General features: G+C 67.2%; 26 protein-coding genes. 9 read left to right on the top strand and 17 right to left on the bottom strand.

The window, feature by feature from the left end:
* Nucleotides 1–5: 5 nt before the first annotated feature.
* Both clpS and clpA read left to right on the top strand, forming a co-directional pair.
* Nucleotides 6–335: an ATP-dependent Clp protease adapter ClpS gene (gene clpS, locus E1H18_RS13950; RefSeq protein WP_172269356.1), complete on the top strand. Its 330-nt coding sequence runs from the start codon at nt 6–8 to the stop codon at nt 333–335.
* Nucleotides 336–348: 13 nt separating this feature from the next.
* Nucleotides 349–2,679, top strand: coding sequence for an ATP-dependent Clp protease ATP-binding subunit ClpA (gene clpA / locus E1H18_RS13945; RefSeq protein WP_172269354.1), 2,331 nt, complete (start codon nt 349–351; stop codon nt 2,677–2,679).
* 163 nt (nt 2,680–2,842) lie between these two features.
* Here clpA and E1H18_RS13940 read toward each other — a convergent pair whose 3' ends face one another.
* Together E1H18_RS13940 and E1H18_RS13935 are read right to left on the bottom strand one after the other, a co-directional pair.
* Entirely contained in the window at nt 2,843–3,286 is a 444-nt protein-coding gene (locus E1H18_RS13940; RefSeq protein ID WP_172269352.1) for a BLUF domain-containing protein, read from the bottom strand.
* A gap of 79 nt (nt 3,287–3,365) precedes the next feature.
* Nucleotides 3,366–3,800: an HIT family protein gene (locus tag E1H18_RS13935; RefSeq protein ID WP_172269350.1), complete on the bottom strand. Its 435-nt coding sequence runs from the start codon at nt 3,798–3,800 to the stop codon at nt 3,366–3,368.
* A 54-nt stretch (nt 3,801–3,854) separates the two neighbouring features.
* Between E1H18_RS13935 and E1H18_RS13930 the strand changes: the two genes are divergently transcribed.
* Complete coding sequence (locus tag E1H18_RS13930) at nt 3,855–4,442, top strand: DUF4287 domain-containing protein (RefSeq protein WP_172269348.1); 588 nt, start codon at nt 3,855–3,857, stop codon at nt 4,440–4,442.
* 3 nt (nt 4,443–4,445) lie between these two features.
* Here E1H18_RS13930 and E1H18_RS13925 read toward each other — a convergent pair whose 3' ends face one another.
* The gene (locus tag E1H18_RS13925) at nt 4,446–4,784 is read right to left on the bottom strand and encodes a YciI family protein (RefSeq protein ID WP_172269346.1); all 339 of its coding nucleotides are present in this window, start codon (nt 4,782–4,784) and stop codon (nt 4,446–4,448) included.
* A gap of 93 nt (nt 4,785–4,877) precedes the next feature.
* On the opposite strand from E1H18_RS13925, the gene E1H18_RS13920 reads away from it, so the two are divergent.
* Nucleotides 4,878–5,366: a pyridoxamine 5'-phosphate oxidase family protein gene (locus E1H18_RS13920; RefSeq protein ID WP_172269344.1), complete on the top strand. Its 489-nt coding sequence runs from the start codon at nt 4,878–4,880 to the stop codon at nt 5,364–5,366.
* A gap of 6 nt (nt 5,367–5,372) precedes the next feature.
* Here E1H18_RS13920 and E1H18_RS13915 read toward each other — a convergent pair whose 3' ends face one another.
* The 4 genes from E1H18_RS13915 to E1H18_RS13900 all read right to left on the bottom strand — a co-directional run bounded on the left by E1H18_RS13915 (nt 5,373) and on the right by E1H18_RS13900 (nt 8,334).
* On the bottom strand, nt 5,373–6,557 hold the full coding sequence (locus tag E1H18_RS13915; protein WP_172269342.1) for a GNAT family N-acetyltransferase: 1,185 nt from the start codon (nt 6,555–6,557) through the stop codon (nt 5,373–5,375).
* A complete protein-coding gene (locus E1H18_RS13910) occupies nt 6,554–7,327 on the bottom strand; it encodes a glycerophosphodiester phosphodiesterase (RefSeq protein ID WP_172269340.1) in 774 nt (257 codons plus the stop codon). Before E1H18_RS13910 ends, E1H18_RS13915 begins: the two co-directional genes overlap by 4 nt.
* Nucleotides 7,327–7,794, bottom strand: a complete 468-nt coding sequence (locus E1H18_RS13905) for an Atu1372/SO_1960 family protein (RefSeq protein ID WP_172269338.1) — start codon at nt 7,792–7,794, stop codon at nt 7,327–7,329. The genes E1H18_RS13910 and E1H18_RS13905 overlap by 1 nt, the downstream gene beginning before the upstream one ends.
* A gap of 105 nt (nt 7,795–7,899) precedes the next feature.
* Nucleotides 7,900–8,334: a phasin family protein gene (locus tag E1H18_RS13900; RefSeq protein WP_172269336.1), complete on the bottom strand. Its 435-nt coding sequence runs from the start codon at nt 8,332–8,334 to the stop codon at nt 7,900–7,902.
* A gap of 312 nt (nt 8,335–8,646) precedes the next feature.
* On the opposite strand from E1H18_RS13900, the gene E1H18_RS13895 reads away from it, so the two are divergent.
* Nucleotides 8,647–9,966: a D-alanyl-D-alanine carboxypeptidase family protein gene (locus tag E1H18_RS13895; protein WP_172269325.1), complete on the top strand. Its 1,320-nt coding sequence runs from the start codon at nt 8,647–8,649 to the stop codon at nt 9,964–9,966.
* A 147-nt stretch (nt 9,967–10,113) separates the two neighbouring features.
* Here the strand turns inward: E1H18_RS13895 and E1H18_RS13890 are convergent, their stop codons facing one another.
* From E1H18_RS13890 to E1H18_RS13875, 3 genes are all read right to left on the bottom strand, one after another.
* The gene (locus tag E1H18_RS13890) at nt 10,114–11,346 is read right to left on the bottom strand and encodes a PLP-dependent aminotransferase family protein (RefSeq protein WP_172269323.1); all 1,233 of its coding nucleotides are present in this window, start codon (nt 11,344–11,346) and stop codon (nt 10,114–10,116) included.
* Between the two features lie 149 nt (nt 11,347–11,495).
* The gene (locus E1H18_RS13880) at nt 11,496–11,930 is read right to left on the bottom strand and encodes a molecular chaperone DnaJ (protein ID WP_172269321.1); all 435 of its coding nucleotides are present in this window, start codon (nt 11,928–11,930) and stop codon (nt 11,496–11,498) included.
* Nucleotides 11,931–12,003: 73 nt separating this feature from the next.
* Nucleotides 12,004–12,840 (bottom strand): division plane positioning ATPase MipZ, encoded by an 837-nt coding sequence (locus tag E1H18_RS13875; RefSeq protein ID WP_172269319.1) that lies wholly within the window; start codon nt 12,838–12,840, stop codon nt 12,004–12,006.
* Between the two features lie 233 nt (nt 12,841–13,073).
* Here E1H18_RS13875 and panC point away from each other — a divergent pair, with 233 nt between their 5' ends.
* A complete protein-coding gene (gene panC / locus E1H18_RS13870; RefSeq protein WP_172269317.1) occupies nt 13,074–13,925 on the top strand; it encodes a pantoate--beta-alanine ligase in 852 nt (283 codons plus the stop codon).
* 167 nt (nt 13,926–14,092) lie between these two features.
* Here the strand turns inward: panC and E1H18_RS13865 are convergent, their stop codons facing one another.
* Both E1H18_RS13865 and E1H18_RS13860 read right to left on the bottom strand, forming a co-directional pair.
* Entirely contained in the window at nt 14,093–14,494 is a 402-nt protein-coding gene (locus E1H18_RS13865; protein WP_172269583.1) for a DUF1489 family protein, read from the bottom strand.
* A 223-nt stretch (nt 14,495–14,717) separates the two neighbouring features.
* On the bottom strand, nt 14,718–15,494 hold the full coding sequence (locus E1H18_RS13860; RefSeq protein WP_172269315.1) for a LytTR family DNA-binding domain-containing protein: 777 nt from the start codon (nt 15,492–15,494) through the stop codon (nt 14,718–14,720).
* Between the two features lie 182 nt (nt 15,495–15,676).
* Between E1H18_RS13860 and E1H18_RS13855 the strand changes: the two genes are divergently transcribed.
* Nucleotides 15,677–17,665, top strand: a complete 1,989-nt coding sequence (locus tag E1H18_RS13855) for a TonB-dependent siderophore receptor (RefSeq protein ID WP_172269313.1) — start codon at nt 15,677–15,679, stop codon at nt 17,663–17,665.
* Between the two features lie 57 nt (nt 17,666–17,722).
* On the opposite strand, the gene E1H18_RS13850 is transcribed toward E1H18_RS13855, so the two are convergent.
* The 4 genes from E1H18_RS13850 to E1H18_RS13835 are packed head-to-tail and all read right to left on the bottom strand — an operon-like array spanning nt 17,723 to nt 23,528.
* The gene (locus tag E1H18_RS13850) at nt 17,723–19,687 is read right to left on the bottom strand and encodes an acetyl/propionyl/methylcrotonyl-CoA carboxylase subunit alpha (RefSeq protein ID WP_172269311.1); all 1,965 of its coding nucleotides are present in this window, start codon (nt 19,685–19,687) and stop codon (nt 17,723–17,725) included.
* Nucleotides 19,688–19,696: 9 nt separating this feature from the next.
* Entirely contained in the window at nt 19,697–21,037 is a 1,341-nt protein-coding gene (locus tag E1H18_RS13845; protein WP_172269309.1) for a DUF3667 domain-containing protein, read from the bottom strand.
* Nucleotides 21,038–21,070: 33 nt separating this feature from the next.
* Nucleotides 21,071–21,910, bottom strand: a complete 840-nt coding sequence (locus E1H18_RS13840) for an enoyl-CoA hydratase-related protein (protein ID WP_172269307.1) — start codon at nt 21,908–21,910, stop codon at nt 21,071–21,073.
* Between the two features lie 25 nt (nt 21,911–21,935).
* A complete protein-coding gene (locus tag E1H18_RS13835; RefSeq protein ID WP_172269305.1) occupies nt 21,936–23,528 on the bottom strand; it encodes a carboxyl transferase domain-containing protein in 1,593 nt (530 codons plus the stop codon).
* A 168-nt stretch (nt 23,529–23,696) separates the two neighbouring features.
* Between E1H18_RS13835 and E1H18_RS13830 the strand changes: the two genes are divergently transcribed.
* Nucleotides 23,697–25,445 carry a patatin-like phospholipase family protein gene (locus E1H18_RS13830; RefSeq protein WP_172269303.1) on the top strand — a complete coding sequence of 583 codons (1,749 nt, stop codon included), beginning with the start codon at nt 23,697–23,699 and terminating at the stop codon, nt 25,443–25,445.
* On the opposite strand, the gene E1H18_RS13825 is transcribed toward E1H18_RS13830, so the two are convergent.
* Complete coding sequence (locus E1H18_RS13825; protein ID WP_172269301.1) at nt 25,442–26,215, bottom strand: methyltransferase domain-containing protein; 774 nt, start codon at nt 26,213–26,215, stop codon at nt 25,442–25,444. The genes E1H18_RS13830 and E1H18_RS13825 overlap by 4 nt on opposite strands.
* A 139-nt stretch (nt 26,216–26,354) precedes the next feature.
* On the opposite strand from E1H18_RS13825, the gene E1H18_RS13820 reads away from it, so the two are divergent.
* Entirely contained in the window at nt 26,355–26,516 is a 162-nt protein-coding gene (locus tag E1H18_RS13820) for a hypothetical protein (RefSeq protein ID WP_172269299.1), read from the top strand.
* Nucleotides 26,517–26,519: the final 3 nt, after the last annotated feature.

Genomic DNA, 26,519 nt, shown 5'->3' with positions numbered 1-26,519 from the left:
AGTCGATGGCCGAGCGGAAGCAAGGCGGACAAAGCAGCGGCGCTGGGTCGTCGGTCGTCACGGAAGTGAAGCCGAAGACGCAGAAGCCCTCGCTTTATCGAGTTCTGATTCTCAACGACGACTACACTCCAATGGAGTTCGTGGTCTACGTTCTCGAGCGGTTCTTCAATAAGTCGCGTGAAGACGCTACGCGCATCATGCTGCACGTTCATCAGAACGGCGTCGGCGTATGCGGCGTCTACACTTACGAAGTCGCAGAAACCAAGGTCGCGCAGGTCATCGACTCTGCGCGGCGCCATCAGCACCCCCTGCAGTGCACCATGGAAAAGGACTGAGGAGCCTCCCCCATTGCCCTCTTTTTCGCGCCCCCTGGAAGAATCCCTGCATCGCGCCGTGGCCTACGCCAACCAGCGTAAGCACGAGTACGCCACGCTCGAGCACCTTCTGCTTTCCCTGACCGACGACGAGGACGCCGCCGGAGTTATGCGCGCGTGCGACGTCGATCTCGCCGCGCTGAAGAAGAGCCTGTCCAACTATCTCGACGTCGAACTGGCCTCGCTGGTCGTCGACGACGACGAGGACGCCAAGCCCACCGCCGGCTTCCAGCGCGTGATCCAGCGCGCGGTGATCCACGTCCAGTCGTCGGGCCGCGAGGAAGTGACCGGCGCCAACGTGTTGGTCGCGATCTTCTCCGAACGCGAGAGCCATGCCGCCTACTTCCTGCAAGAGCAGGACATGACGCGGTACGACGCGGTGAACTTCATCGCCCACGGCATCGCCAAGAAGGCCGGCGCCTCCGAGCCCAAGAACGTCAAGGGCGCCAGCGTCGGCTCGAATTCGACCGAGGACGACGGCGAGAAGCCCAACACCAAGACGGGCGGCGAGGCTCTCGAGGCCTATTGCGTCGACCTCAACGAGAAGGCCCGCCAGGGCAAGGTCGACCCGCTGATCGGCCGCGCGAACGAAGTCGAACGCGCGATCCAGATCCTGTGCCGTCGCACCAAGAACAACCCGCTGCTCGTGGGTGATCCCGGCGTCGGCAAGACCGCCATCGCCGAGGGCCTGGCCCGCAAGATCATCACCAACCAGGTCCCTGAGGTCCTGGCGGAAGCCACCATCTTCTCGCTCGACATGGGCGCGCTGCTGGCCGGCACCCGCTATCGCGGCGACTTCGAGGAACGCGTCAAGCAGGTGGTCAAGGAACTGGAGAACCACCCGAACGCGGTGCTGTTCATCGACGAGATCCACACCGTGATCGGCGCCGGCGCAACCAGCGGCGGGGCGATGGATGCGTCGAACCTGCTGAAGCCCGCTTTGGCTTCCGGCTCGCTGCGTTGCATGGGCTCGACCACCTACAAGGAGTTCCGCCAGCACTTCGAGAAGGATCGGGCCCTGGTCCGTCGCTTCCAGAAGATCGACGTGAACGAGCCGACGGTCGAGGACACGATCAAGATCCTCAAGGGCCTGAAGTCCTACTACGAGGACTTCCACAAGCTGAAGTACACCAACGAGGCCATCAAGGTCGCGGTGGAGCTGTCGGCCAAGTACATCACCGACCGCAAGCTGCCGGACAAGGCGATCGACGTGATCGACGAGGCCGGGGCCAGCCAGATGCTGCTGCCGGAAGGCCGTCGCAAAAAGACCTTGGGCGTCAAGGAGATCGAAGGCGTCGTCGCCAAGATCGCCCGCATCCCGCCCAAGTCGGTCAGCAAGTCGGACACCGAGGCCCTCAAGGAACTCGAGACCGATTTGAAGCGCGCGGTGTTCGGCCAGGACGAGGCCCTGAGCCAGCTGTCGGCCGCCATGAAGCTGGCCCGCGCCGGCCTGCGTGAACCGAACAAGCCGATCGGCTCGTATCTGTTCAGCGGCCCGACCGGTGTCGGCAAGACCGAAGCCGCCAAACAGCTCGCCCAGACCCTGGGCATCGAGATGCTGCGCTTCGACATGTCGGAGTACATGGAGCGTCATACCGTGAGCCGCCTGATCGGCGCCCCTCCCGGCTATGTCGGCTTCGACCAGGGCGGTCAGCTGACCGACGCGGTCGACCAGCACCCCCACGCCGTCGTCCTGCTCGACGAAATCGAGAAGGCGCACGGGGATGTCTACAACATCCTGCTGCAGGTGATGGACAACGGCACCCTGACCGACAGCAACGGCAAGAAGGTCGACTTCCGCAACGTGGTCCTGATCATGACCACCAATGCGGGGGCGTCCGACGCGCAGCGCAACTCGATCGGCTTTGGCCGTTCGAAGGTCGAAGGCGAGGAAGAGGCCGCCCTCAAGCGCCTGTTCACGCCGGAGTTCCGCAACCGCCTGGACGCGGTCGTGGCCTTCAAGCCGCTGACCTCGGACATCATCCGCCAGGTCGTGCAGAAGTTCGTGATGCAGCTGGAGGCTCAGCTGGCCGACCGCAACATCACGATCGAGCTGAGCGACGACGCGGCCGACTGGCTGGCCAAGAACGGCTTCGACGAGCTCTATGGCGCGCGCCCCCTGGCTCGCGTCATCCAGGAGCACATCAAGAAGCCCCTGGCCGACGACATCCTGTTCGGACGCCTGGTGCGCGGCGGCCACGTCAAGATCCTGCTGGAAAACGGCAAGATCGGCTTCGACATCGCCAGCAACGGCGACGCCAAGGCCGGCAAGACCGACGAGGCCGAGCCGGAAATGGCCGAATAGGCCTAGGCTTTACAGACCAGCGAAGGGCCCGGAGCGATCCGGGCCCTTTTCGTTTGGGTCGCGGAACATTTTGGATAAAACAGAAACATTCGGGGCGATCCTGAGCGGCGTGGCCGTCCTGACGACCATCTTCACGGCGCTGATCAAACTAGCTCCTTAGCCACTAGCGCAGGTGACGACCGCCCGCCGCGGCCAGCAGGCGCACGGCCACTTCGGGGTCCAGCCCTGCAGGCTCAAAGGTCTGTTGCCCGGCCTCGGCCAGCAAGGCCGCGTCGGCGGCGCCGAGACGGTGCTGGCCCATGTTCCAATCGCGGAACAGTCGCCGATCGGCGGGACCTGATGCGATTACGGCGAGATCGGCATGGCGAGGATCCCGGGCGATGCGCTCGTAGGTCGCTTGCACGCTGTCCACTGGTCCCTCCAGCAGTTGCAGGAAGCGCCCCTCCCCCGCCACCAGAAATCCGGTGACATCGACCAACCGGTTGTTCTGGATCGACTTGGCCAGGATCGAGCGCAGCGCCTCATCGAGATCACGATCCGCGCCCGTGAAACGGCTGGCGTAGACGAGGCGAAACAGGCCTCGGGGCGCTGCGTCGGTGTCGGTCATGGCGGGCTCCGCGAATAGATGCCGGAGCCCTACAGGATTCGACGAACGCCGTTGGCGCTCTACCCGACTTTCGACGCGATCAGAGCGCCGCCGAAATCTTCTCCGCCAGGGCCTTCAGCTCTTCGACATCGGCCATGCCGCCAGCGCCGTGGCGACCCAGCTCAGCGCCCTCGTAGCGAGGGATGACGTGGACGTGGAGATGGAACACCGTCTGGCCGGCCGGCGCGCCGTTGAACTGAGTGACGACCACGCCGTCGGGCTTCAGGGCCGCGACCACCGCCTTGGCCAGTTTCTGAGCGGCGACGGCCACCTCGGCCAGCGCCTGCGGCTCGATCTCCAGGATGTTGCGCGCCTGGCTGGTCTTGGAGATCACCAGAGCGTGGCCGCGCGACTGCGGGAAGACGTCCATGAAGGCCAGGACCTTGTCGTCCTCGAACACCTTTACGCTGGGGATCTCGCCGCGGATGATCTTGGCGAAGATGTTGTCGGCGTCGTAGCGTCCGTCCAGGCTCATGACCGTCTCCCTATCGATGACCGGTCGTAGCAAACGGTGAGCAAGGCGCAAACCATGGCGACGGAAACAAGACCCCAGGGCCTGACCGAGCAGCAGCAGAAGTGGTTCGCCTCGGTGCAGGCCAACCTCGCGCGCGAGACTGGCAAGACCCTGGACGAGTGGGTCGAGATCGTGCGTCGCGAGTGCCCGGAGACCAAGCCGCGCGCCCGCACCGACTGGCTGAAGGCGACCTATGGCATCGGCCAGAACCGCGCCGCGGCCATCTTCGGGGTCGCCTTCCCGTCCGAGATGGGCTGGGATGACGCCGAAGGCCTTCGCGTCGCCCTGTGGACCGATCCGGCTCAACTGGCGATCCTGGAAGCGGTCGAAACCGCAGTCGCCGACTTCCCAGGCCTGGTCACCGGCCAGCGTAAGACCTTCACCGCCTGGTCACACAAAGCCCAGTTCGCGGCCCTGAAGCCGGTCAAGGGCGGCCAGGCAATGCTGGGCCTGGCGGTGACGCCAGACGCCTCCCCGCGCCTCGCCGACCCCAGGAACGAGGGGTGGTCCGATCGGCTGAAGTCCAAGCTGCCCCTGATGTCGCCCGCCGACGTCGACGCGGAGGTGAAGGCCTGGCTGAAGGCGGCCTGGGAACGCTCGTAAGGCTCAGCTGGCCGGATCGTACATGAACTCGCGAAGCTCCTGTGCGCAACGGCAGGCGACCGCGATCTTCCGCGCCCACTCGACGGCTTCTTCGCGTGTCGGCAGCTCCAGCACGGTGAACCCGCCATCGAGATGGCTGCCGGAATAGATCTGCGTCGAAATCGTCCCATCGGCCGAGACCAGCACCGGATCGACCTGCTCGTGAATGCCGCCGCCGAACACGTAGACACCGGCGGCCTTGGCCTCCGCAACGACTGCGCGGGCTTCCGCAGCGACCGTCGGGAGCTCGTCCTGGCTCACCACCATGGCTCTGCTGGGGAACGAGATGAGGTACTTGGTCATGGGGCCGAGTGTGCGCCGACCTTTATACAAAACGCCACCCTAGGAACGCCCCTCCTCCGCCGTCGTTGGTCTCCCAAACCACGGAGATTCCCGATGTCCAAAGACGCTGACCTGGCCGACAAGTTCTGGAAGGCCCTGAAGTCCGACCGCACCGTGATGCTGGGCCTGCCCGATCACGAGCACGGCCGCGCCCAGCCGATGACCGCGCTGGTCGAAAACGTCCACGCCGGCCCGATCTGGATCTTCAGCGCCGTCGATGTCGACCTGGTGCAGGCCGTCGACGGCGGCGCGCGTGACGCCCTGCTGCACTTCGCCTCCAAGGGTCACGACGTCTTCGCCACGGTCGAAGGATCCCTGCGCATCGACAACGACCGCGAAACGATTGAGCGCTTGTGGAATCCCTTCATCGCCGCCTGGTACACCGGCAAGGACGATCCCAAGCTGCGCCTGCTTCGCTTCGAGCCGGGCGACGCCCAGATCTGGCTGAACGAGAACAGCCTGTTCGCCGGCGTGAAGATGATGCTCGGGGTCGATCCCAAGACCGACTACAAGGACAAGGTCGGCGAAGTGCGCCTGCACTAGCCGCCGCTATTCGCCCGCGTCGCGACGCGGGTCCGGGGTGTGGCGGAAGGGGGAGAACTCTTCCGTCAGCATCTCCATGTCGCTTTCCACCGCCGCTCGCTCCTGCGCCAAATAGCGGGCGACAGGCTCGCGCAGGGCCGGGTCGGCGATCCAGTGGGCGGAATAGACGGCGCTGGGCAGGTAGCCGCGCGCGATCTTGTGCTGCCCCTGTGCTCCGGCCTCGACGCGCGGCAGGCCCAGCCGGATGCCGTGCTCGATGGCCTGGTAGTAGCAGAGCTCGAAGTGCAGGAACGGCACGTCCTCGCTGCAGCCCCAATGCCGGCCGTACAGACAGTCGCGGCCGATAAGGTTCAGCGCCCCGGCGATCCAGGGACCGTCTGGCCGACGGGCCAGGATCAGCAACACCTTGTCGGCCATGCGTTCGTGCAGAGCTGAGAAGAACCGGCGGTTCAGATAGGGCCGGCCCCACTTGCGCGAGCCGGTGTCCATGTAGAAGCCGTAGAAGGCGTCCCAGTGGTCTTCGGTCAGTTCATCGCCTGACAGCGCCACGATCTCCAGCCCAGTCTGGGCGTCGCGGCGCTCGCGGCGGATGGTCTTGCGGCGGTTGGCCGACAGCGCCGCCAGGAAGTCGTCGAAGGTCGCGTAGCCGCGGTTCTCCCAGTGATACTGCTGGTCCTGGCGTGGCAGCATCCCGCGATCGGCCATCCACGCCCACTCGTCCTCGACCGGAAAGGTCACGTGCAGCGACGAGGCCTCCATGCGCTCGCACAGGGTCAAAGCCCCGCCCAGCAGGGCCGCGCGGCCCTCGTCGGGATCGATGTCGGGCCGCACGATCAGCCGCGAACCGGTGACCGGCGAGAACGGCGAGGAACACTGGAGCTTCGGATAATAGCGTCCTCCGGCCCGCTCGTAGGCGTCGGCCCAGGCGTGGTCGAAGACGTATTCGCCCTGGCTGTGGGACTTCAGATAGAGCGGCATGACGCCAGCGACCGTCCCGGTCTCGTCCAGCACCGACAGATGCTGCGGCGCCCAGCCGGTGCGCGGACCCACGCAGCCGCTCTCTTCCAGGATCGAAAGAAAGTCGTAGCTGACGAAGGGGTCGCCGGTCGGGGCGGCGCAGGCGTCCCAGGCGTCCTTGCCGATCTCGGCGATCGCGCGGTGGACGCGAACCGCCGATTCAACAGACGTCACGCGTGAAAGCCCTCGAAGATCAGGTTGTCGCAGTGGTCGCTGACGCCATCCCACTGATCGGGCGAGCGCACCGTCCAGGCGATGATCGGCATGCCCTTGGCGCGATATAGGTCGGCGCGCGGGCTGGGCAACATGTCCAGGCCCAAGGCCAGGAAATCAGGGCGCGCCAGTTCGACCTGCTCCAGGGCCGCCAGTGACTTGCGCACCTCCGGCGCTAGCTTGCGCGCGCCCTCGTCATTCCAGCTGTAGCTGTCCAGGCCGCGCAGGATCTGCGGGTGGTGGTCGGCGAACCAGGCGTGCGAATAGGGATTGAAGCCGATCACGGCGGTCGGGCCGTTATGGTCGACCAGCACGTCGGTCACCCGCTTCTCCAGCGGGCCGACCTCGCCAAACGGAGTCTTCAGCTCGATGAAGACCATGGCCCGGTGACCGATCATCGTCAGCGTGTCGGCCAGGGTCGGGATGGTTTCGTCGGTGCCCTTCAGCGCCATTGCGCCCAGCTCGGCGGCGGTGTGGTCGCGCAGGCGGCCTTCCTGGCCGGTCATCCGCTCCAGGCGGTCGTCATGGAAGACCACGGCCTCGCCGTCGGCGGTCAGCTGCACGTCCAGCTCGATGCCGTAGCCGTGGGCGCAGGCGGCCTGGAAGGCGGCGAGCGAGTTTTCCGGCGCGCCCTCCGGGGTCCACAGACCCCGGTGCGCCACCGGCGGGTCGAACAGGCGCTCCCACGCCTCGCCGAAGACTTCGGTCGAGGGGCGTTCGCGCGACCGCATCAGGCGATCTCCACCACCGCGTCCACCTCGACCGCGAAGCCGAGGGGCAGCTTGTAGACGCCTACGGCCGAACGGGCATGGCGACCGGCGTCGCCCAGGGCCTCGACCATCAGGTCCGAGCAGCCGTTGATGACCTTGGGAATGTCGATGAAATCGGGGCCGGCCTGGACGAAGCCGCCCAGCTTCACCACGCGGACGACGCGGTCCAGGTCGCCGTCGCAGGCGGCCTTCATCTGGGCCAGCAAATTGACGCCGCACAGGCGGGCGGCGGCTTGCGCGGTCTCGAGGTCGACGTCGACGCCGACCGTGCCCTTGATCCCGCCGTCGGCCGCGATCGAAATCTGGCCGGAGATCGTGACCTGGTTGCCCGAGCGGACGAAGGGCACGTAGTTGGCGACCGGCGCCACCGGTTGGGGCAGTTCGATCCCCATCGCCTTCAGGCGGTCCTCGACCTTCGACATGCACACGCTCCACTGAAATCGTGGGCCATGCTTAACGCGTGCCGAGGCAAGAAAAAAGGCCCGGACCTTTACGGGTCCGAGCCTTTCAATCTGTCGTTCGAAAGCGGGCTCTTAGCGAGCGGCTTGGAACTTCTCGACGGCGGCGGTCGTGCGCTCGTTCAGCGGCTTGACCGAGTCCTTGATCGAGGCCGAGACGATTTCCGAGGCGCGGCTGACGTGGGCGATATAGGCCTCCAGAGCCGACTTGGCCCAGGCGGTCTGCAGCTCGACGGCTTCCTGCACGCTCTTGGCGCCGGCCAGCGACTTGGCGGCGGCGACTTGGTCTTCCGCGGCCTTCTTGCCGTAGGCGAAGGTCTGGGCGCCCAGGGCTTCAGCGCCCTTGGTGGCGGCGGTCACCGAAGCGACGACGGCTTCCAGATTCTTCTTCGAGTGGGTGTTGGCTTCGGCCAGGGCGGCCAGCGACTTCTCGACGCCATCCTTGAACGCTTGGTTCGAGGCGGTGCTGAACTGTTCGACGGTGTTCTTGACGGTTTCGGCGGCGGCCATGGGAAGCTCCTGTGGGGGCGGAGAGCGGAACCGATGACCGAGCTGCAACTCGGCCACCTGCGTGTTGAACAACACCGGTTTGCCATGCTGCAGTGCAGCAGTCAATAATTTTTGTGCACCGCACCATGACGCAGCGGCAGCGCAAAAATCGCAACACAAGCTGCAGCATTGGAACCACGCGCCCGATTTTTTCGCGAGTGCGGCAAGATCGCTCACCAGTTGTTTACTTTAGCGAAAGGCGGCGTCCATCATGTTACGGTCACGCGTGTGGCGGTGCGGAACCGCTCTAGTTCAAATGACGGACGTCATCCCATGTTCGCCAAGCTTACCTCCGCCCGATCGTTTCTAGCCGCCGCTGGCCTGGCCCTGTCGTGCGTGATCGGCGCCGTCGCGCCGTCGACCGCCTCGGCCGCCATACCCTATCTGCAGCTGAACGCGCAGGAGCCGAAATACGCGGCCATCGTGATCGACGCCAATTCGGGCGAAGTCCTTTACGACAAACGGGCCGACAGCCCCCGCTACCCCGCCTCGGTCACCAAGGTCATGACCCTGTACCTGACCTTCGAGGCGCTGAGCGAAGGCCGCCTGAAACTGACCGACCGGGTGACGATGTCGCCCCGCGCCGCGGCCCAGGCCCCCACCAAGATCGGCCTTCCGGCCGGCGACAGCCTCAGCGTCGACGAAGCCATCAAGGCCATGACCGTCAAGTCGGCCAACGACGTCGCCGTGGCCATGGCCGAGCGACTCGCCGGCAGTGAGTCGCGCTTCGCCGCCCTGATGACCCTGCGCGGTCAGGAACTGGGCATGCGCAACAGCCGCTTCGTCAACGCCTCGGGCCTGCCCGACAGCCGCCAGATCTCGTCGGCCCGCGACCTCGCCATCCTGTCGCGCGCCACGATGCGCGACTTCCCGCAGTACTACAGCTACTTCTCGACCAAGGGCTTCTACTTCCGGGGCAACTACATCAAGGGCCACAACCGCCTGCTGGACAGCATGGAAGGGTTTGACGGCCTGAAGACCGGCTACACCAATGCGTCGGGCTTCAACCTCGCCGGGTCGGCCGTGCGCGACGGGCGCCGCTTGATCGCCGTGGTCCTGGGCGGCCCCTCGACCGCCTGGCGCGACAACAACATGGAAGACCTGCTGCTGACCGGCTTCGACGTCATGAAGCGTCGTTCGCGCGGCGAGCGCACCTCCATCGCCGCCAACATCTATGAAGACGATCCCTCGGGCCCGATCCAGCGTCCGGCCACCGAGCAAGGCGACGGCGACCAAGCCGGCCTGAAGATCGTCCTGACCGAGAACCCGCGCACCCCGCCGGTCAAGGTCGCCCCGACCCTGAAGGCCGCCCAAACTCCTTCAAAAATGGCAAAGCCCGCGCCCGCCAAGAAGCCCAAGGGCGAGTGGAGCGTCCAGGTCGGCGCCTTCAAGTCCAAGTCGTTGGCCAATGATCAGCTGAAGCTGGTCGAGAAGCGTTTCTCGTCGCTGGTTTCCAGCGCCGAGTCGGCGGTGGAAACCGCCGGCGGCACGTTCCGCGCCCAGTTCCAGGGCATGACCGCCGACGCCGCCCGCGCCGCCTGCTCGGCCATCACCGCCAAGCGCCAGCCCTGCATGGTCCTGTCGCCGCGGTAAGCCCCATACCGATCTCCCCGGCGAAAGCCGGGGCCCAGATTCATCCTGTGCGTCAGCCGTGAATGCAAAAGGGCGCCGAACGAAACCGTTCGGCGCCCTTTTGTTCGATCTGGGCCCCGGCTTTCGCCGGGGAGATCGGTGGAGGGATTAGGCCTCCCCCATTACCCGCCCGATCAACCGGGCCAGACGCTGGACGCCCTCTTCGATCTGCGCGTCGGTCGGCAGGGAGTAGCTCAGCCGGATGGCGTTGGCGCTCTGGACCTCGGCGAAGAATGGGCCTCCGGGCACGAAGGCCACCCGCTCCTCCTCCAGCGCCCGGGCCAGCAGGTCGGCGCCGTCGATGTGTTCCGGCAGGTCGATCCAAACGAACATGCCGCCTTCCGGACGCGACCACGTCACGCCCTGCGGCATGGCCCGCTCCAGCGCCGACAGCATCACCCGCGCCTTGGCGCCGTAGGCCCCGCGCAGCCCGTGCAGGTGCTGGTCGTAGCCTTCCGACACCGCGCGATGGGCGACCATCTGGTTGATCGTCGAGACGTGCAGGTCCGCGCCCTGCTTGAGCAGAACCAGCTTCTCGATCACCGCCTGCGGACCGCAGACCCAGCCGATGCGCAGCGCCGGCGTCAGGGTCTTGGACAGGGTGCCGAGGAACATGGTCCGAGCGTTGTCGATGCCGCCCGAGCGGGCGATGTCGAGGCTGAGCAGGGTCGGCGCGGGCTCGCCCTCGAAGCGCAACTCACGATAGGCGGCGTCCTCGACCAACGGCCAGTCCAGGCGCTGGGCCAGGTCCAGCAGGGCCTCGCGCTCGGCCGGGGTCAGGCTGACGCCGGTCGGATTGGCGAAGTCGGGCACGAAATAGCCCAACGCCCCTTCCGGCAGGTCGGCCTCGGCTTGCGCGGCGAGCGCGCCTTCCGGCAGGTCCCGATAGGCCGGCTCATAGCCGTTGAAGGCCTGCAGCGCGCCGAGATAGGTCGGCCGCGCCACCACGACCGTGTCGCCGGGGCTGATGAACAGCTTGCCGATCAGGTCCAGCGCCTGCTGCGAACCGGCGGTCAGCATGATGTTGTGCGGCTCGCACGGCATGCCGTCGTGGGTCATGCGCTCGGCGATCCACTGGCGCAGCGGCAGATAGCCTTCGCTGACGGAATACTGCAGGGCCTGCGCCGCCTGGACCGGATCGGTCAGGATGGCGTCATAGGCCTTCTGCACCTCAGCGGCCGGGAACAGGCCCGGGTCGGGAATGCCGCCGGCGAAGGACAGGATGTCGGGCTGGTCCAGCAGCTTGAGCAGCTCTCGGATCTCGCTGGCGCGGACGCGGCTCATGCGGTCGCTGAAGCGCGCGGCCCACTGGGCGGCGCCGTCGGTGTTTTGGTCGGTCATGGGAGTGATTTAGTCCGAACTAGAATGACGCTTGAGCCGTACGAAGGCCCACTCTGAAACCTGGGTTCAGAGCGTCATACGGTGCAGGTCGGGCCAGCCGAACGGCGGCGCCAGAAGCGTTCGCGACTGATCATGGGAGTCGTCCTAGCTCAGCTGCGCCGTTTGATCAAACGATCGCGTGCGGCGTTTAGCTGAGCGGCCAGGCCCTCGGTGCCGCCCTTGTCCGGATGGGCCAACTGAATCAAGCGGTTATAGGCCGCCTTGACCTCGGCCAGCGTGGCGTCAGGTCCGACGCCCAGCAGGGATCGGGCCTCCGACAGGCTGAGCTCGGGTTTGGGCGGGTGGACGACCTCGCGCCGCACCAGCGGTCGACGGCGGGCCTCGGTGACACTCCACAGCCCGATGACGCTCAGCACGATGCCCGTGCCCCACGCGCCGCGAATGGTGGCGTAGGCCGCGACGGCGAAGGCGGCGATCGACGCGGCCCCCGCCCCTACCCGCCAGCCGTCGCCCTTCAGCAGGGTCCGACCGCGCGGCCACAGCAGGAACACCAGGATAGCCGCGCCAAGCAGCAGATAGAGCATCGTCACTCCGGATACGAAAGCGGGCGGCGAGGTCGCCCCCGCCGCCCGCTCGCCTTCGAACTTAGTGCAGCGTCTACTGCGCCGCCAGCAGCGTCTCGCCGGAATAGGCCGACAGACCCAGGCTGTGCATCAGGGCGCGCAGTTCCTGGCGGGCGGCCAGGTGCTGCAGCGACACCGGCACCGGTCGCACCTGCGGCGACAGGTCGGCGATGGTCAGGCCGAACGGGAACAGTTCGCGATAGATGACGCGGTCGCGCAGGCCGGGGCCGATGCGGAAGCCGACGCGCTTGGCCAGGGCCGTCAGGCGGTCTTCCAGACGCTTGCGGTTACGGGCCTCGGTCGTGGCCAGACGGTTGCGCAGCACCACCCAGTCCATGGCTTGGCGCTGACCCGACAGGGCGCGCTGCTTGCGGCCTTCCCAGACGGTCAGCGAATAGAGGCTGGGCTTGGTCAGCTCCATGGTCACCGGATCGACGGTGCCCAGCATGTCGAAGTCGACGAAGCTGTCGTTCATCGGCGTGACCACCAGGTCCGCGCGGCCGTGGGCCAGGCGCGTGATGGCGCTGTCGCCGCCGGGGGTGTCGATCAGGATGAAGTCGCATTCCTCCGCCGCCTTGGCGAAGGCGGCTTCGAAGCCTGCGATCTGCGCCTCCTCGCCCTGCTCGGCTAGGGCGATGTCGTTGTCGCTGAGCGTCAGCGACAGCGGCATCGGCAGCTCGAGCTTCTTGTTGGCCGTCCAGGCCTTGCGGTTCTCGAAGAACCGGCCCGAGGTGCGCTGGCGCAGGTCGAGGTCCAGCACAGCGACCTTGGCGCCGCCGTACAGCAGCGCGGTCACCAGGTGGACGGCGATGGTGGACTTGCCGGCTCCGCCCTTTTCGTTGCCGACGACGATGACGCGCGCTTCGGCCATGGTTCGATCCTCGATGCGTCGCGACTCGCGCGACCTTGGACTGAAGGTTAACACGATGTTACCAGCGCCTCATGGGGTCAACGGGTTCAATCCACAGACCTAATTGTCGCACCCTCAAGTTGGGTTCGCGACGGGCTCGCGCCTTCCCCCTTTTTGGCTTTCCGGGCGTCGCCGATGGACCTGACGACCCGGCGGGGCCATAAGCCCAGCCCAGTCCGCGTGGAGCGCCCAGCATGACCCTCATCGTCCGCACCGTCGCCGAGATGCGCGCCCAGGTCCGCGCCTGGAAGGCCGCCGGCCAGCGCGTGGCCCTGGTCCCGACCATGGGCGCCCTGCACGAGGGCCACCTGTCGCTGGTGCGCCTCGCCCGCCAGCACGCCGACCGCGTGGTGGCCACCATCTTCGTCAATCCCAAGCAGTTCGCCCCGCACGAGGACTTCGACGCCTATCCGCGCGGCGAGGCCGCCGACGTCGAGAAGCTGGCTTCGGTCGGCTGCGACCTGCTGTTCGCTCCGAACGGCGGGGAGATGTACGCCCCCGGCTTCGCCAGCGCCGTGTTGGTGTCGGGCGTCTCCGAACCCCTGGAGGGCGCGGCCCGGCCGCAGTTCTTCGGCGGCGTGGCGACCGTGGTGGCCAAGCTGTTCAACCAGAGCCAGGCCGACGTCGCGGTGTTCGGCGAGAAGGACTATCAGCAGCTGCAGGTGGTCAAGCGCATGGCGCGCGACCTGGACATCCCCATCGAGATCGTCGGCGCCCCGACGGCCCGCGCCGGCGACGGCTTGGCCCTGTCCTCGCGCAACACCTACCTGTCGACCGAAGAACGCGCCGCGGCCGTGGCCCTGCCCGACGCGATGAAGGCCGCCGCAGCGTCAGTGGCGGCGGGCGGCCGCATCGACGAGGCCGAGGCGACGGCGGTCGCGGCCTTGACCGCCGCCGGCTTCGGCCCGGTGAACTATGTCGAAGTCCGCGAGGCCAGCGACCTCTCGCGCCTGGGCCCCGGCCCGATCTGCGAAGCGAAGGGCCGGATCCTGGTCGCCGCTTGGCTGGGCAAGACCCGACTGATCGACAACATGGCTGTGGGCTGAACTAGCCCACGGGATGCAGGGCGATCAGCAGCCCCACCAGCATCCCGACGAAAAGCATACTGACTCCCAAGGCGGCGTAACCAATCCGCATCGTCATCCCTCCGCACTCTCCCGCGACAAGATGACACCCGTCAGAGTTGCCAACCCGATAACGATGCGCGCGAAAGTTACCAGGCGCCCAACTCCCGCAACTGCCGCGCGAGGTCGGGCGGCAGGTCGGCGGCTTCGCTTTCCGTCAGGTCCGGCGGCGCGTCCTCGGGCGTGAGATAGCGCCAGCCTTGGAAAGCTCGCCGCGGCTGGGGCGCGACCCGGACGATGGTCGGATCCACCGTCACCTCGCAGCGCGATGCCGCCCCCTCGCCCACCGTGTCGATGGCCAGGATCGTCTGACGGCACAGCACCTGCCCCTTGATCACCCGATACAGCGAGCCGCCGTCCAGCACCTCGTCGATGCGCTTGGGCGTCATCCGAGTGTGCATGATCCACGGATGGTCGGGCTGTTTGTGCCAGGCCAGGAGATCGTCGATCGTGTCGCAGCCGACGACCAGCTTGATGATGTGCAACGCCATGCTGGCGTAGATAGCGCGCCACTCGCACAAGGCAATCGGTGTGACGCTCGCGTGGCGGGAGAAACCCGTCGACGGCTCGCATGACGGCGTTATCTTGAGGTTATCGCGCGGCACCAGCGCGATCTGGGCCGCAGCGCCCCGCGCCGCCGTTACGGACGCCATGTGGGGGCCGTCCGCAGCGGCGGTTCTCGTTTGGGAATGCGTTCAGACCGCCCGCTCGGCGCTAGATCTTGACCCGTGACGCCATGGCCATGGTCAGCATGGGTCGATAGCGACGGCTGGCCGAAACCATCTTGCCCCCCGTCAGCAACAGAGTTGCATCACCCGAAGCATGGCTCTCGATCGACGTGACGCTGACGGTGTTGACGAGGCGCGAGCGATGAATGCGCAGAAAGCCTAAACTCTCCAGGCGCTCGCCTATGCCCGCGAGCGTCGTGCGCATGAGGATGGCGCGATCGCCGACCGTATGCAGCTCGACATAGTTGCCGGCGGCCTCGACCCACAGGATGTCGGCGACCGGCACGTACACCGTCTGGGCCCCGTCGCGAACCTCCAGCACGGACCCGACGGCGCTCTCGGTCGGCTTGTTTCGGGCGACGAGCAGCGCATGGGCGCCGCAATAGACAAGGCCCAGAAGTACATAGGTCAGGCCGTCTCGATAGAGGTCGCCGACATAGCCCGCCCAAGTCACCGGCAGCTGAAAGTCCTGCCCGGAGACGACGTGCGCCACCGCACGCAACAGGCGGGTCAAGCCGTAGTGAGCGAGTGAAACCAAGGCCGCGACGACGAGGTGCAGGGGCGCCGCGAAGATCCAGCGGACGCGTGGCGGCGAGAGGAGTCGGAAGACCAAGACGACCACAGGCGCCAGCGCCAGCCAGACCAGCGAACTGCTGACCTCGTCGAGAAGGGGAATCCACGGAGCGAACGGCAGGCCCGCGCGCGCCTGGCGATCCAGCGTCGCCGCCAGATTGCCGGCGGCGGCGATCGTAATCAGGGCCACCAGGATCGCGGCAGGTCCCCAGCGTCGCAGCCTGTCCCTTCCGTTCGTCACGTCTCGCCCACCATTCGTCCCAGTCCCCCGACCGCTCGTCCCGGCGGCTCCGTCGCCCGCCCCAGCGCCGTGGCGCGCTCGTCCAGGCTGTCTATCTCGCGACGCTGCAAAACACCAAGGGACGCAGCTTCATGCCCACTTCAATCATCCTCGGCCTGCTGGCGGCTCCGCTCGCGATCAACGGCCAGACGGACGTTGGTCCGACGATCGCCGGCCAGGAAGCCTACCCCGCCAGCTTCTTCACACCCTACGCGCCGCAGAACGCACTGGAGATGATCCATCGCGTTCCGGGCTTCCAGCCTGATTTCGGCGACTCGGGCGTACGGGGCTTCGCCGAAGGCGGCGGCAACATCCTGGTCGACGGCGCCCGTCCGGCCAGCAAGGCCGGGGGGCTTTCCGCCGCCCTCTCCGCTGTCCCGGCCGGACAGGTCGCGCGGATCGAGATCACCCGAGGCGGCGCCGCGACCGGCGAGGCCTCGGGCCAAACAGTCGTGGCCGACATCGTTCGCGTGAAAAGCCGCGGCGGCCTGGCCGTCAACGCCGAGCTTTCCACAAGCGGAGACACCCTGCGAGGCAAGGCGTCGATCATCGTAACCCGCAGCCTTGGCTCCCTCGAGCTGGTCTCCAAGACCAGCCTGGACGCCCCTGGCGAGCGCTCGCACGGGACGCGCGAGGTTCTCGATCTCTCCGGTCGCACGGAGGAGCGGCTTGCCCTGGCCTACGACGCCGACTTCCCAGAACTGTCCCAGCGCCTGAACCTCTCGGGCGGTCTGGTTGGCGGGGAGTTGAAGATCGCAGCGACTCTGACCCGGGCCTGGCTTGCGGAGGGCTTCGCTTTCAGCGACGCGGGTCAAGCGCAGCGGTTTCCAAAGCGCACAGGGCGCAGGAAAGGCGAGATCGGCGGCGACTGGTCCCGCCCTGTTGGCGCCGGCTACGGCCTCAAATTGCTGGGCTTCGCCAGCGTGACCGACCTGGACGTGACGTCATGGAGCGAGGTCGAGACGTCCAGCGCCGCAGCTTCGATCACCGACCGCTTCGAGAGCCATGCGGTGTCGCGCGAGACCATCGCCCGTGCGGTGCTCACCAAGGGGGCGGGTGCGGTTCAACCTGAAATCGGCGCGGAGATCGCCTGGAACAGCCTCGACAACCGGTCGGCGTCCTCAAGGTTCGGGACCTCGCCGTCACGGTCGGTCTCTGCGGTGGAGGTCTCCGAGACCCGGAGCCAAGCCTTCACGGCCCTGAATTGGCGCCCGTGGCCTCGCTGGCTGATCGCAGCCGGAGCGGCTTACGAGTCCTCACGCCTCCAGTCCGGAGCGGAAAGCGACCGACGCTTCGGCTTCTTCAAGCCCAGCCTCACGGCGACCTATCGCTCGAGCGACCAGACTAACCTGCGCTTCTCGATCAGGCGTTCCGTGGGGCAGCTGTCGTTCGGCGATTTCGCCGCCTCGGCCAATCTCGCGGAGGGTCGCGCCAACGAGGGCAATGCGAGGCTGGGGCCAGACCACAAGACGACGGCCGCCGTCGATTATGAGCGCCGGTTCTCCCAGCGAGGGGCCATCACCCTGAAGCTCGCCCGCGAGTGGCGACGGGACGTTCTGGAAGCGGCGGTTCTGCCCTCTGGCGCGTTCGGAACCGTCAATGTCGAACAGGCCGGAGTCTGGAGCCTCAAGGCGAGCCTTGCCCTGCCTCTCGATCGCGTCCTTCCCAACGGGCTCCTGAATGTGAAGTACGCTCGGCAGCGTGCCCGCCTGACTGACCCGCTCACCGGTCAGCGCCGCTCCCTGACAAGCTTCCAGCCGACAAGCTTCGAAGTCGACCTTCGCCAGGATCTTTCCGCCGCCTCGTGGGGTCTGAGCTACGCGCGCGGCTTTCAAAAACTGTTCTGGTACCCGGACGAGGCGCGCGTCCAGGATCACGGGGCGGATCTGGGCCTCTATGTCGAGAACCGGCGCCTTCGTAACGCCAGGCTGACGCTGCGGCTCGATGGCCTGCTGGGGACCCGCACGACCTACAGCCGCACTCAGTACACGCCCAGTCGCGCCGGCCGGCCAACCCAGAACGAGGTGTGGGACATCCGAACGCCGCTCATCACCACCGTCTCGGTCAGCCGGAACTTCTGAACCCAGCCTAGCGGCGAGAGCAGGTTGAGATCCGCGCCTCGAAAGACGCGCGAAGGATCAGCCGACGGAGGCTTCCAGGCGCGCCAAGACCACACCTTCGCTGACCTGGCCGCCAGCAGTCACGGTCAGGTCAGCGACCACGCCGTCGAACGGCGCGACAAGGGCGTGCTCCATCTTCATGGCTTCCAGGGTCAGCAAGGTCTGGCCCTTGCGGACCGCCTCCCCGGCCGCGACGGCGACCGAAACGATCTTGCCCGGCATCGGCGACAGGATCGCGCCGTCGGAAGCCGCCCCCTCGCCCGCCCCGCCGACCTGGGGCTCGAAGTCGAAGGTCTGGACGTCGCCGCCCTCGAACACCTGCAGCGGACCCTTGCCGTAGGTGGTCGGCAGGCGGGTGACCTCGTCGAAGGTCTCGCCGCTCTCGTGGCGGATGTCCCAAGACCAGTCCTCGGTCCCGCCGCCGATCAAGGCCACGCGCAGCGGCATGGCTTTGCCGTCGGCCGCCATCGGCAAGCGCATTGGGGCGCGTTCGCCGTTCATCCGGAAGCCCAGCAGTTTCGAGGGCGCGCTTTCCCACGGATCGGGCTTGGCCTCGGCCTCCAGGAAGCTGTCCAACCGCCAGCCGATCGCGGCCATGGCCGGCTCGTCGCTGAAGGTCCGCTCGACCAGCTCATCGAGACGCGCCTCGATGAAGCCGGTGTCGACTGCACCGTCGACGAAGTCCGGGTGGCTGGCGCACTTGGCCAGGAAGGCGGCGTTGGTCTTTACCGGATACACCTCGACCAGGGCGCAGGCCTCGGCCAGGCGGCGGGCGGCGTCCTCGCGGTCGGCGCCGTGGGCGATCAGCTTGGCGATCATCGGGTCGTAGAAGGGCGTGACCTCGCCGCCCTCCTCCACCGCGCTGTCGACGCGGACGTCGCCTTCCGGCAGGCGGAAATGTTTCAGCTTGCCGGTCGAGGGCAGGAAGCCGGTCGCCGGGTTCTCGGCATAGAGGCGGGCTTCCATGGCCCAACCGTCCAGGGTGATCTCGTCCTGCTCCAGCGGCAGGGGCTCGCCCGACGCGACCAGCAGCTGCCACTCGACCAGATCCTGGCCGGTGACCATCTCGGTGACCGGATGCTCGACCTGCAGGCGGGTGTTCATCTCCATGAACCAGATGCGGTCGGCGCGCAGGCCGTCGGAAGCGTCGGCGATGAACTCGACCGTGCCGGCCCCGACATAGCCCACGGCTTGCGCAGCCTTGACCGCGGCCGCGCAGACCGCCTCGCGGGTGGCCTCGTCCATGCCCGGCGCAGGGGCTTCCTCGATGACCTTCTGGTGGCGGCGCTGCAGCGAGCAGTCCCGCTCGAACAGGTGGACGACATTGCCGTGGGTGTCGCCGAACACCTGCACCTCGATGTGGCGCGGATGGGTGACGTACTTCTCCAAGAGCACTCGGTCGTCGCCGAAGCTGGCCGAAGCCTCGCGGCGGCACGAGCCCAGGGCGGCCTCGAAGTCGGCGGGGTCCTCGACCTTGCGCATGCCCTTGCCGCCGCCGCCGGCTACGGCCTTGATCAGCACGGGATAGCCGATCTTGCCGGCCTCGGTAGCAAGGCGTTCGACCGACTGGTCCTCGCCCAGATAGCCCGGCGTGGTGGGCACGCCGGCCTTGATCATCACCGCCTTGGCCGCGTCCTTCAGGCCCATGGCGCGGATGGCCGAGGGCGGCGGACCGATCCAGACGAGGCCGGCGTCGATCACGCTCTGGGCGAAGTCGGCGTTCTCGGACAGGAAGCCGTAGCCGGGATGGATGGCCTCGGCCCCCATCTGTTTCGCGGCCGCCAGGATCTTCTTCGGGTCGAGGTAGCTCTCCTTCGCCGGCGCTGGACCGATCAGGATCGCCGCATCGGCCTCCATCACGAACGGGGCGTTCGCGTCGGCTTCCGAATAGACGGCGATCGTCGCCACGCCCAGCTCGCGGGCGGTGCGGATGATGCGTCGGGCGATCTCGCCGCGGTTGGCGATCAGGACGGAGGAGAGCAAACCGAAGACCTACATTTGCGAAAGGGTGAAGAGCATCAGACCCAGAACCAGAATGCCGAAGGCCATGACGGTCGAGAACCAGACGATCAGCGTCTTGAGGAGCGCGCCGATGATGCTGGAGCCGTAGCCCCCGCGCAGGGTCTGGAAGAGATTGATCGGCGCCCACAGCATCGCGATCGCCACGGCCGCGCCCATCAGCGAGTGCGGCAACACCAGCGCCACCGCCCAGGTCAGGAACGAGAACGAAAGCAGGTTCGTGGCGACGATGAGGTGGTCGTAGATGAAGTACTGGCGCTTGTTCACATAGACCAGCGCCAAGGACAGGCCGACGATCGGCAGCAGTAGCACCGCCAGGCGGTGGGCCCAGCCGAACATCACCAGAATGTAGTAGTTGGGGTTCGACACGGCCTTGGCCAGGCCTTCCTTCGGGAACCACTTGCCGCCGCTGGCTTCGTGACCCGTTGGGGCGTCGTGGGCGGCCTGGCTGGAATGGGCCGTGGCGTCCGCCTTGGCTGCGGGACCGTGGCCGGCTTCGCCCGGCTTGACCACCGTCACGCGCTGACCGGCGATCTGGACCTCGGCGAGCCTGTTGGCGCTGGATTCCAGCGCCGCGGGGTCGCTGAACTCCAGGTTCCGGACCTGCTGGGCGGCGTCAGCCTTGCTGTTGTGCAGCTTGGCCAGGGCCTCGGCGCCGGCGTTGGGGTTGTTCTGCAGCGCATCGGCGTCGGCGACCGTGGCCGCATAGCGGTCCTGAGTCTTCTTGACGTCCTCGTCATACCGTTGCGCGATCGCCGCCTTGTCGGCGCCGTCCGCCTTGAGGCGGAGGTCACGCTTGACGACGGCGGCCTGGAGATGCTCGTCGCGAACGGCTGCCGCTTCCTGGCGCATCTCGTCGGCCTTGGCCTTGCGACCGGCCGGCGTGGTCAGAAGCTGGGCCTGCTTCTCGGCCTGCACCTCCTGCTCGTGCATCGTGTTGTGGATCAGGTGCTCGGCCGCGAAGATGAACAGCAGCAGCGCCACCAGGAAGGTGCGGAACGGCGGCGCGTGCCGCGCGATCCGGCCTTCCATCAGGTCCTTGGCCAGCTTGCCGGGCTTGAAGAACAGCAGCGGCAAGGTCGTGGCCAGGCGACCATCGAAGTGGAACATCCCTTCGATGGTTTCCCAGATCAGATGCAGGATCGACCGATGATGGGTGTCGGAATTCTGGCCGCATGAATGGCAGAACCAGCCCTCCAGCGGCGTGTCGCAGTTCTTGCAAGGCTCGCCCACATGGGTGAACGGCTTCTTCTTGCGGGCGAGGAAAGTCCCCGCCGAGTCGGCCGCCGCCGCTTCCAGTTCTGCCCCGGTCATCGTTCCCCCACAAAAAACGTCGCTGAGTTGAGTCTACTCAGCCCAGGACGCTTTACGACGAGCGAGGAATGCGCGCACCCCTTCTTGGCCTTCTTCCGACACACGGCGGCGGGCAATGCGCTTGGCGCTCTCTTCGATCAGGCCCTTGTCGATTTTCTGGCCAGCAAAGTCGTTGACCAGCGCCTTGGCGTCGCCGATCGCGCCGGGCGCGCAAGGGATCATCTCCTCGATCAGGGCGTCGCGCGCCACTTCCAGGCTGGCGACGTCCTCGAACACCTCGTCGACCAGGCCGTAGCCCCAGGCGTCGTCGGCGTCGAACACCCGGCCGGTGGCGAACAAGAGCTTGGCGGTGCGCGGACCCAGGGCCTGGATCACGTACGGGCTGATGGTCGCCGGGGTCAGGCCCAGCTTCACTTCCGAGAAGGAGAACTTGGCGTCGATCAGGGCGATGGCGTGGTCGCAGGCGGCCACCAGGCCGGCGCCGCCGCCATAGGCGGGGCCCTCGACCATAGCCACCGTCAGGGCCGGAATGTCGTGCAGCGCCTTGAGCATGTGGGCCAGCTCGAGCGCGTCGTCGCGGTTGTCGTCCTCGTCCCACTCGATGGCGTCGCCCATCCAGTCCAGGTCGGCGCCGGCGCTGAACACGCCGCCCACGCCGCGCAGGAACACTACCCGCACGCCTTCGGCGCCGTGCAGGGTCTCGAAGGTCTGGCGCAGGGCCGCGATGGTCGCTGCGTCGAAGGCGTTCTTCTTGTCGGGACGATTGATCCAGACAGTCACCGCGCCCTCGGGCGTGCTGTCCATGTGGACCAGCGGGCTCATCGCGTCGGTGTCGGTGACTTCGACGATGGGGTCGGCGATCGGATTGGTCATGGCGAGCTCGTTCCTTTTCGTGACGCTACATTCGGAAAACGCCGAAGGTCGTCTCCAGTATCGGCGCATTCAGTGACGCCGAGATGGCCAGACCCAGGACGTCGCGGGTTTGAGCCGGATCAATGACGCCATCGTCCCAGAGGCGGGCGGTGGCGTGATAGGGATTGCCCTCGTCTTCGTAGCGCTGTCGGATCGGCGCCTTGAAGGCTTCGGCCTCATCGTCGGTCCACTTGGCGGCGTCGCGGTGGACGGTGGCCAGCACGCTGGCGGCCTGCTCGCCGCCCATCACCGAGATGCGGCTGTTGGGCCAGGTGAACAGGAAGCGCGGGCTATAGGCCCGGCCGCACATGCCGTAGTTGCCGGCCCCGAAGCTGCCGCCGATCAGGACGGTGAACTTGGGGACCTCGGCCGAGGCGACAGCCGTGACCAGCTTGGCGCCGTCCTTGGCGATGCCGCCGGCCTCGTACTTGCCGCCGACCATGAAGCCCGAGATGTTCTGCAGGAACACCAGCGGGATCTTGCGCCTGCAGGCCAGCTCGATGAAGTGCGCGCCCTTCACGGCGCTCTCGCTGAACAGCACGCCGTTATTGGCCAGGATCGCCACCGGCTGGCCCCAGATGCGGGCGAAGCCGCAGACCAGGGTCGTACCGTACAGCGCCTTGAACTCGTCGAACTTGCTGCCGTCGACGATGCGGGCGATGACCTCGCGGACGTCGTAAGGCGCACGGACATCGGTCGGCACCACGCCGTAGATTTCTTCAGGCTCGTAAAGCGGCGCTTCCGGCTCGGCCAGGACCAGTTGTTCGGGCTTGGTGGTGTTGAGGTTGGCGATGATCGCGCGGACAATCTCCAGCGCGTGCTCGTCGTTCTCGGCCACGTGGTCGACGACGCCAGAGCGGCGGCCGTGGGTGTCGGCCCCGCCCAGCTCCTCGGCGCTGATCACCTCACCCGTGGCGGCCTTCACCAGCGGCGGGCCGGCCAGGAAGATGGTGCCCTGGTTACGGACGATGACCGTCTCGTCGCTCATCGCCGGGACATAGGCGCCGCCGGCGGTGCACGAGCCCATGACGCAGGCGATCTGCGGGATGCCCACCGCGCTCATCCGGGCCTGGTTGAAGAAGATGCGGCCGAAGTGGTCGCGGTCAGGGAAGACCTCGGCCTGGTGCGGCAGGTTCGCGCCGCCGCTGTCGACCAGATAGACGCACGGCAGGCGGTTCTGGGCGGCGATCTCCTGGGCGCGCAGGTGCTTCTTCACCGTCATCGGGAAGTAGGCGCCGCCCTTCACCGTGGCGTCGTTGGCCACGATCATCACCTCGCGGCCCGACACCCGGCCAATCCCGCAGATCATGCCCGCGCCGGGGGCCTCGCCGTCATAGAGGTCGCAGGCGGCCAGCTGGCCGATCTCCAGGAACGGCGAGCCGGGATCCAGCAGTCGCTCGACCCGCTGGCGAGGCAGCAGCTTGCCGCGGGCGGTGTGCTTCTCACGCGAACTCTCGGAACCGCCCAGGGCGGCCTCGGCCACCTTGGCTTGCAGCTCGGCGACGAGAGCGCGATTGTGGGCGGCGTTGCGGGCGAAGGTCTCGCCGGACGCGTCGATAACGGAGTTCAACTTCGGCATGACCGACGCTTAGCCTTTTCCACCCTTGCCCGAAAGTCGGAGCTTTTTGGACCCCGAACGGGAAGATTCACGGCCAAATCCGTTCTCGTCCATTTCGTCTTCCGGAGCAACAGTTGCGCCCGAACGGCCCGTTGTGGTCAAGCCTGCCTTCGATGTAGCGTCCCGCGCGTGGAAACGCCCTTGCCTGACGACTCGGCCCTGGCCCGTCTTTTCGCCAAGACCTGGCGAAACGGGACGGCGGCATGGTTCTCGCTCCCCGGCGGCGCGACGCTGTTCCGGCCGGGCGAAGACGCCGCGCAGCTCTATTTCCTGAAGACTGGACGCCTGGGCGCGTTCCGCCGTGAAGAAGGTCAGGAGCCGCAGTTCCTGGGCGTGATCCGTCCCGGCGAACCCGCTGGCGAGATGGCCCTCGTCGGCGACAGCGCCCACTCGGCCTACATGGTGGCCCTGCGCGACAGCGAGCTGCTGGCCCTGCCCCGCGAGGACTTCTTCGAGGCCGCCGAGGAGGATCCTGGAGTGATGCTGGAGCTGTCGCGGCTGATGATCCGCCGCGCTCGCCAGACCCAGACCCAGGCGGCGATCGGCGATCCGTCGGTGTTCGGCTTCATCGCCGAGGAGGCCGGCGCGGCCATCCGCCCCGTCGTCGAGCGCCTGGCCCGCTGCGTCGAAGCCCTGGGCTATTCCGTGACCGTCGAGGGCGGCGAGTCGCTGATGGCCCCGACCGAATGGTTCAGCAATGTCGAGCGGGCCCACGACTTCGTGCTGTACGTCGCCGAGGCCGACGAGACCGCGTGGAAGCACGTCGTGGGCCGCCAGGTCGACCGCCTGTTCCGGGTCGGACGTGGCGATCGACCGCCACCGGCCCAGGCCGCGAGCTACGCCTCGGCCCCTCTGCAAGCCCAACGCCTGATCGACCTGATCTTGCTGCAATCGGCCAATCTGGTTCGGCCCAGCGGCTCGGCGGAATGGCTGGCGGCGACCCAGGCCGCGCGACTGTTCCATCTGCGCGAGAACGGCGTCGCCGACCTGCAGCGGCTGGCGCGGGTGCTGACCGGACAGTCGGTGGGCCTCGTCTTGTCCGGCGGCGGCGCGCGGGCCTATGCCCATATCGGCGCGATCCAGGCCCTGCGCGAACGGGGCGTGCCGATCGACTTCGTCGGCGGCGCCTCAATGGGGGCTATGGTGGCGGCCGGCATCGCCATGGGCTGGGACGACGGCGAGCTGGAGATGCGCATCCGCAAGGCCTTCGTCGACTCCAGTCCCTTGGACGACATCGCCTTCCCGCTGATCGCCATGACCCGGGGGGAGAAGGTCAAGGCCAGGCTGGCCGAGCATTTCGGCGAGGTCGACATCAGCGACCTGTGGCTGCCGTTCTTCGCCGTGTCCTCGAACCTGACCTCCGGCGCCTACCAGTTGCACCGGACGGGCGACCTGCAGACGGCGCTGCGCGCCTCGATCTCGCTGCCGGGCGTGCTGCCCCCGGCCGATCTGGACGGCCAGGTGCTGGTCGACGGAGCGGTGATGAAGAATTTCCCCGCCGACGTCATGCGGTCGTTCCAGCTGGGGCCGATCGTCGGCGTCGACGTCACCCGAGGCCGCAGCATCACCAGCGAGGATGTCGTGCGGCCCGCCTCGATCTGGAGCTGGATCCTGTCGGGCGAGTGGCGCAAGGGGCCGCCGATCGTGGCTCTGCTGATGCGCGCGGCGACGGTGTCCACGGGCCGCGACCTGACCGCCGCCCGCGAAGCCACCGACGTGCTGATCACGCCCAAGCTGGAGGGCATCGACATCCGCGACTGGCGCGCCTTCGAGCCCGCAGTGAAGGCTGGCTACCTGGCCGCCAGCCAGGCCTTGGACGCCCTGCCCTGCCCCGTCGATGAACTGCGCCGACGCCCGAGCCTGGCGGAACGCGGCTAGGCTCGCCGCGCCACGATGAAGAGCCGCTGGAACGGGAACAGGGTCACGCCGTCGGCGCGGCGCGGATGGTCACGCGCCAGCCGCTTGCGCCAGGCGTCCAGGAACAGGGTCTTGTCCGCGTCCGACAGCACGTCGAGATAGGGTCGCAGCGTCGTGCCCAGGGTCCAGTCGACGATCGGATCCCGTCCGTGCAGGGCATGCAGATAGGTCGTGCTCCAGATATCGACCTCCGGACACAACGGAGCCAGCCAGCCGTAATAGTCCTCGGCCTTGTTGGCGTGGCGCACGCCCTCGACGCCAGAAAACCGCGCGGCCCAGGGCCCTTCGGCGGCGATCTCCTGCAGACTGGCGCGCCAGCCCATGTTGTCGACCACCGGCATCTGCACGGCCAGCACGCCGCCCGGCGCCAGGCTCTGGGCCAGGTGCGGGACGAGCGTGTCGTGATCGTCGACCCACTGCAGGGCGGCGTTGCTGAAGATCAGGTCGGCCGGGACCTCTGGCGCGAAGTTGGCGATGTCGCCCAGCAGCCACTCAACGGGCGCTGACAGGGTCTTGGCCTTGGCCAGCATCTCGGGACTGGAATCCACGCCCCGCACCCGCGCGTGCGGATGGCGCGCCGCCAGCAGCGCCGCCTGCTCGCCCAGGCCACAGCCCAGGTCCCAGATTTCGCGCGGGTTCAGGTCGCCGGGAATGGCGGTCAGCAGGTCCAGCGCCGGTCGCTCGCGGTAGCGACGATAGAGCGCGTAGATGTCCGGATCCCAGGTGGCCACGTGAATGCCTCCGCACTGTTCTGATCCAGGTCAATGCAACCTGTGCCTTTGTGAAGAATTCTTCTCACACGAGAAGATTCATCATACGGTCCGAGTCAGGACCCCGACAGAGGGTTCATAAGGGAAGGATTCACGCGGCATGGCTACGCGCATTCACTTGGTTCCCAATGGCGCTTCAGGCGCCCCTTCTGCCCCGCCGACCAACCCTCGCCGGTTCAATTACGACCGTCCGCTCGTCATCGGTGCGGCCCTCGTGCTGTGGGCCGCCATCCTGGTCGTGCTGAAACTGCTACCGATTTAGGCC

Origin of the sequence: Caulobacter sp. RHG1, assembly GCF_013181195.1 — a bacterium.
Taxonomy (GTDB): Bacteria; Pseudomonadota; Alphaproteobacteria; order Caulobacterales; family Caulobacteraceae; genus Caulobacter.
The sequence above is the reverse complement of the archived record's forward strand: the minus strand, read 5'-3'. Positions and strand labels throughout refer to the sequence as shown.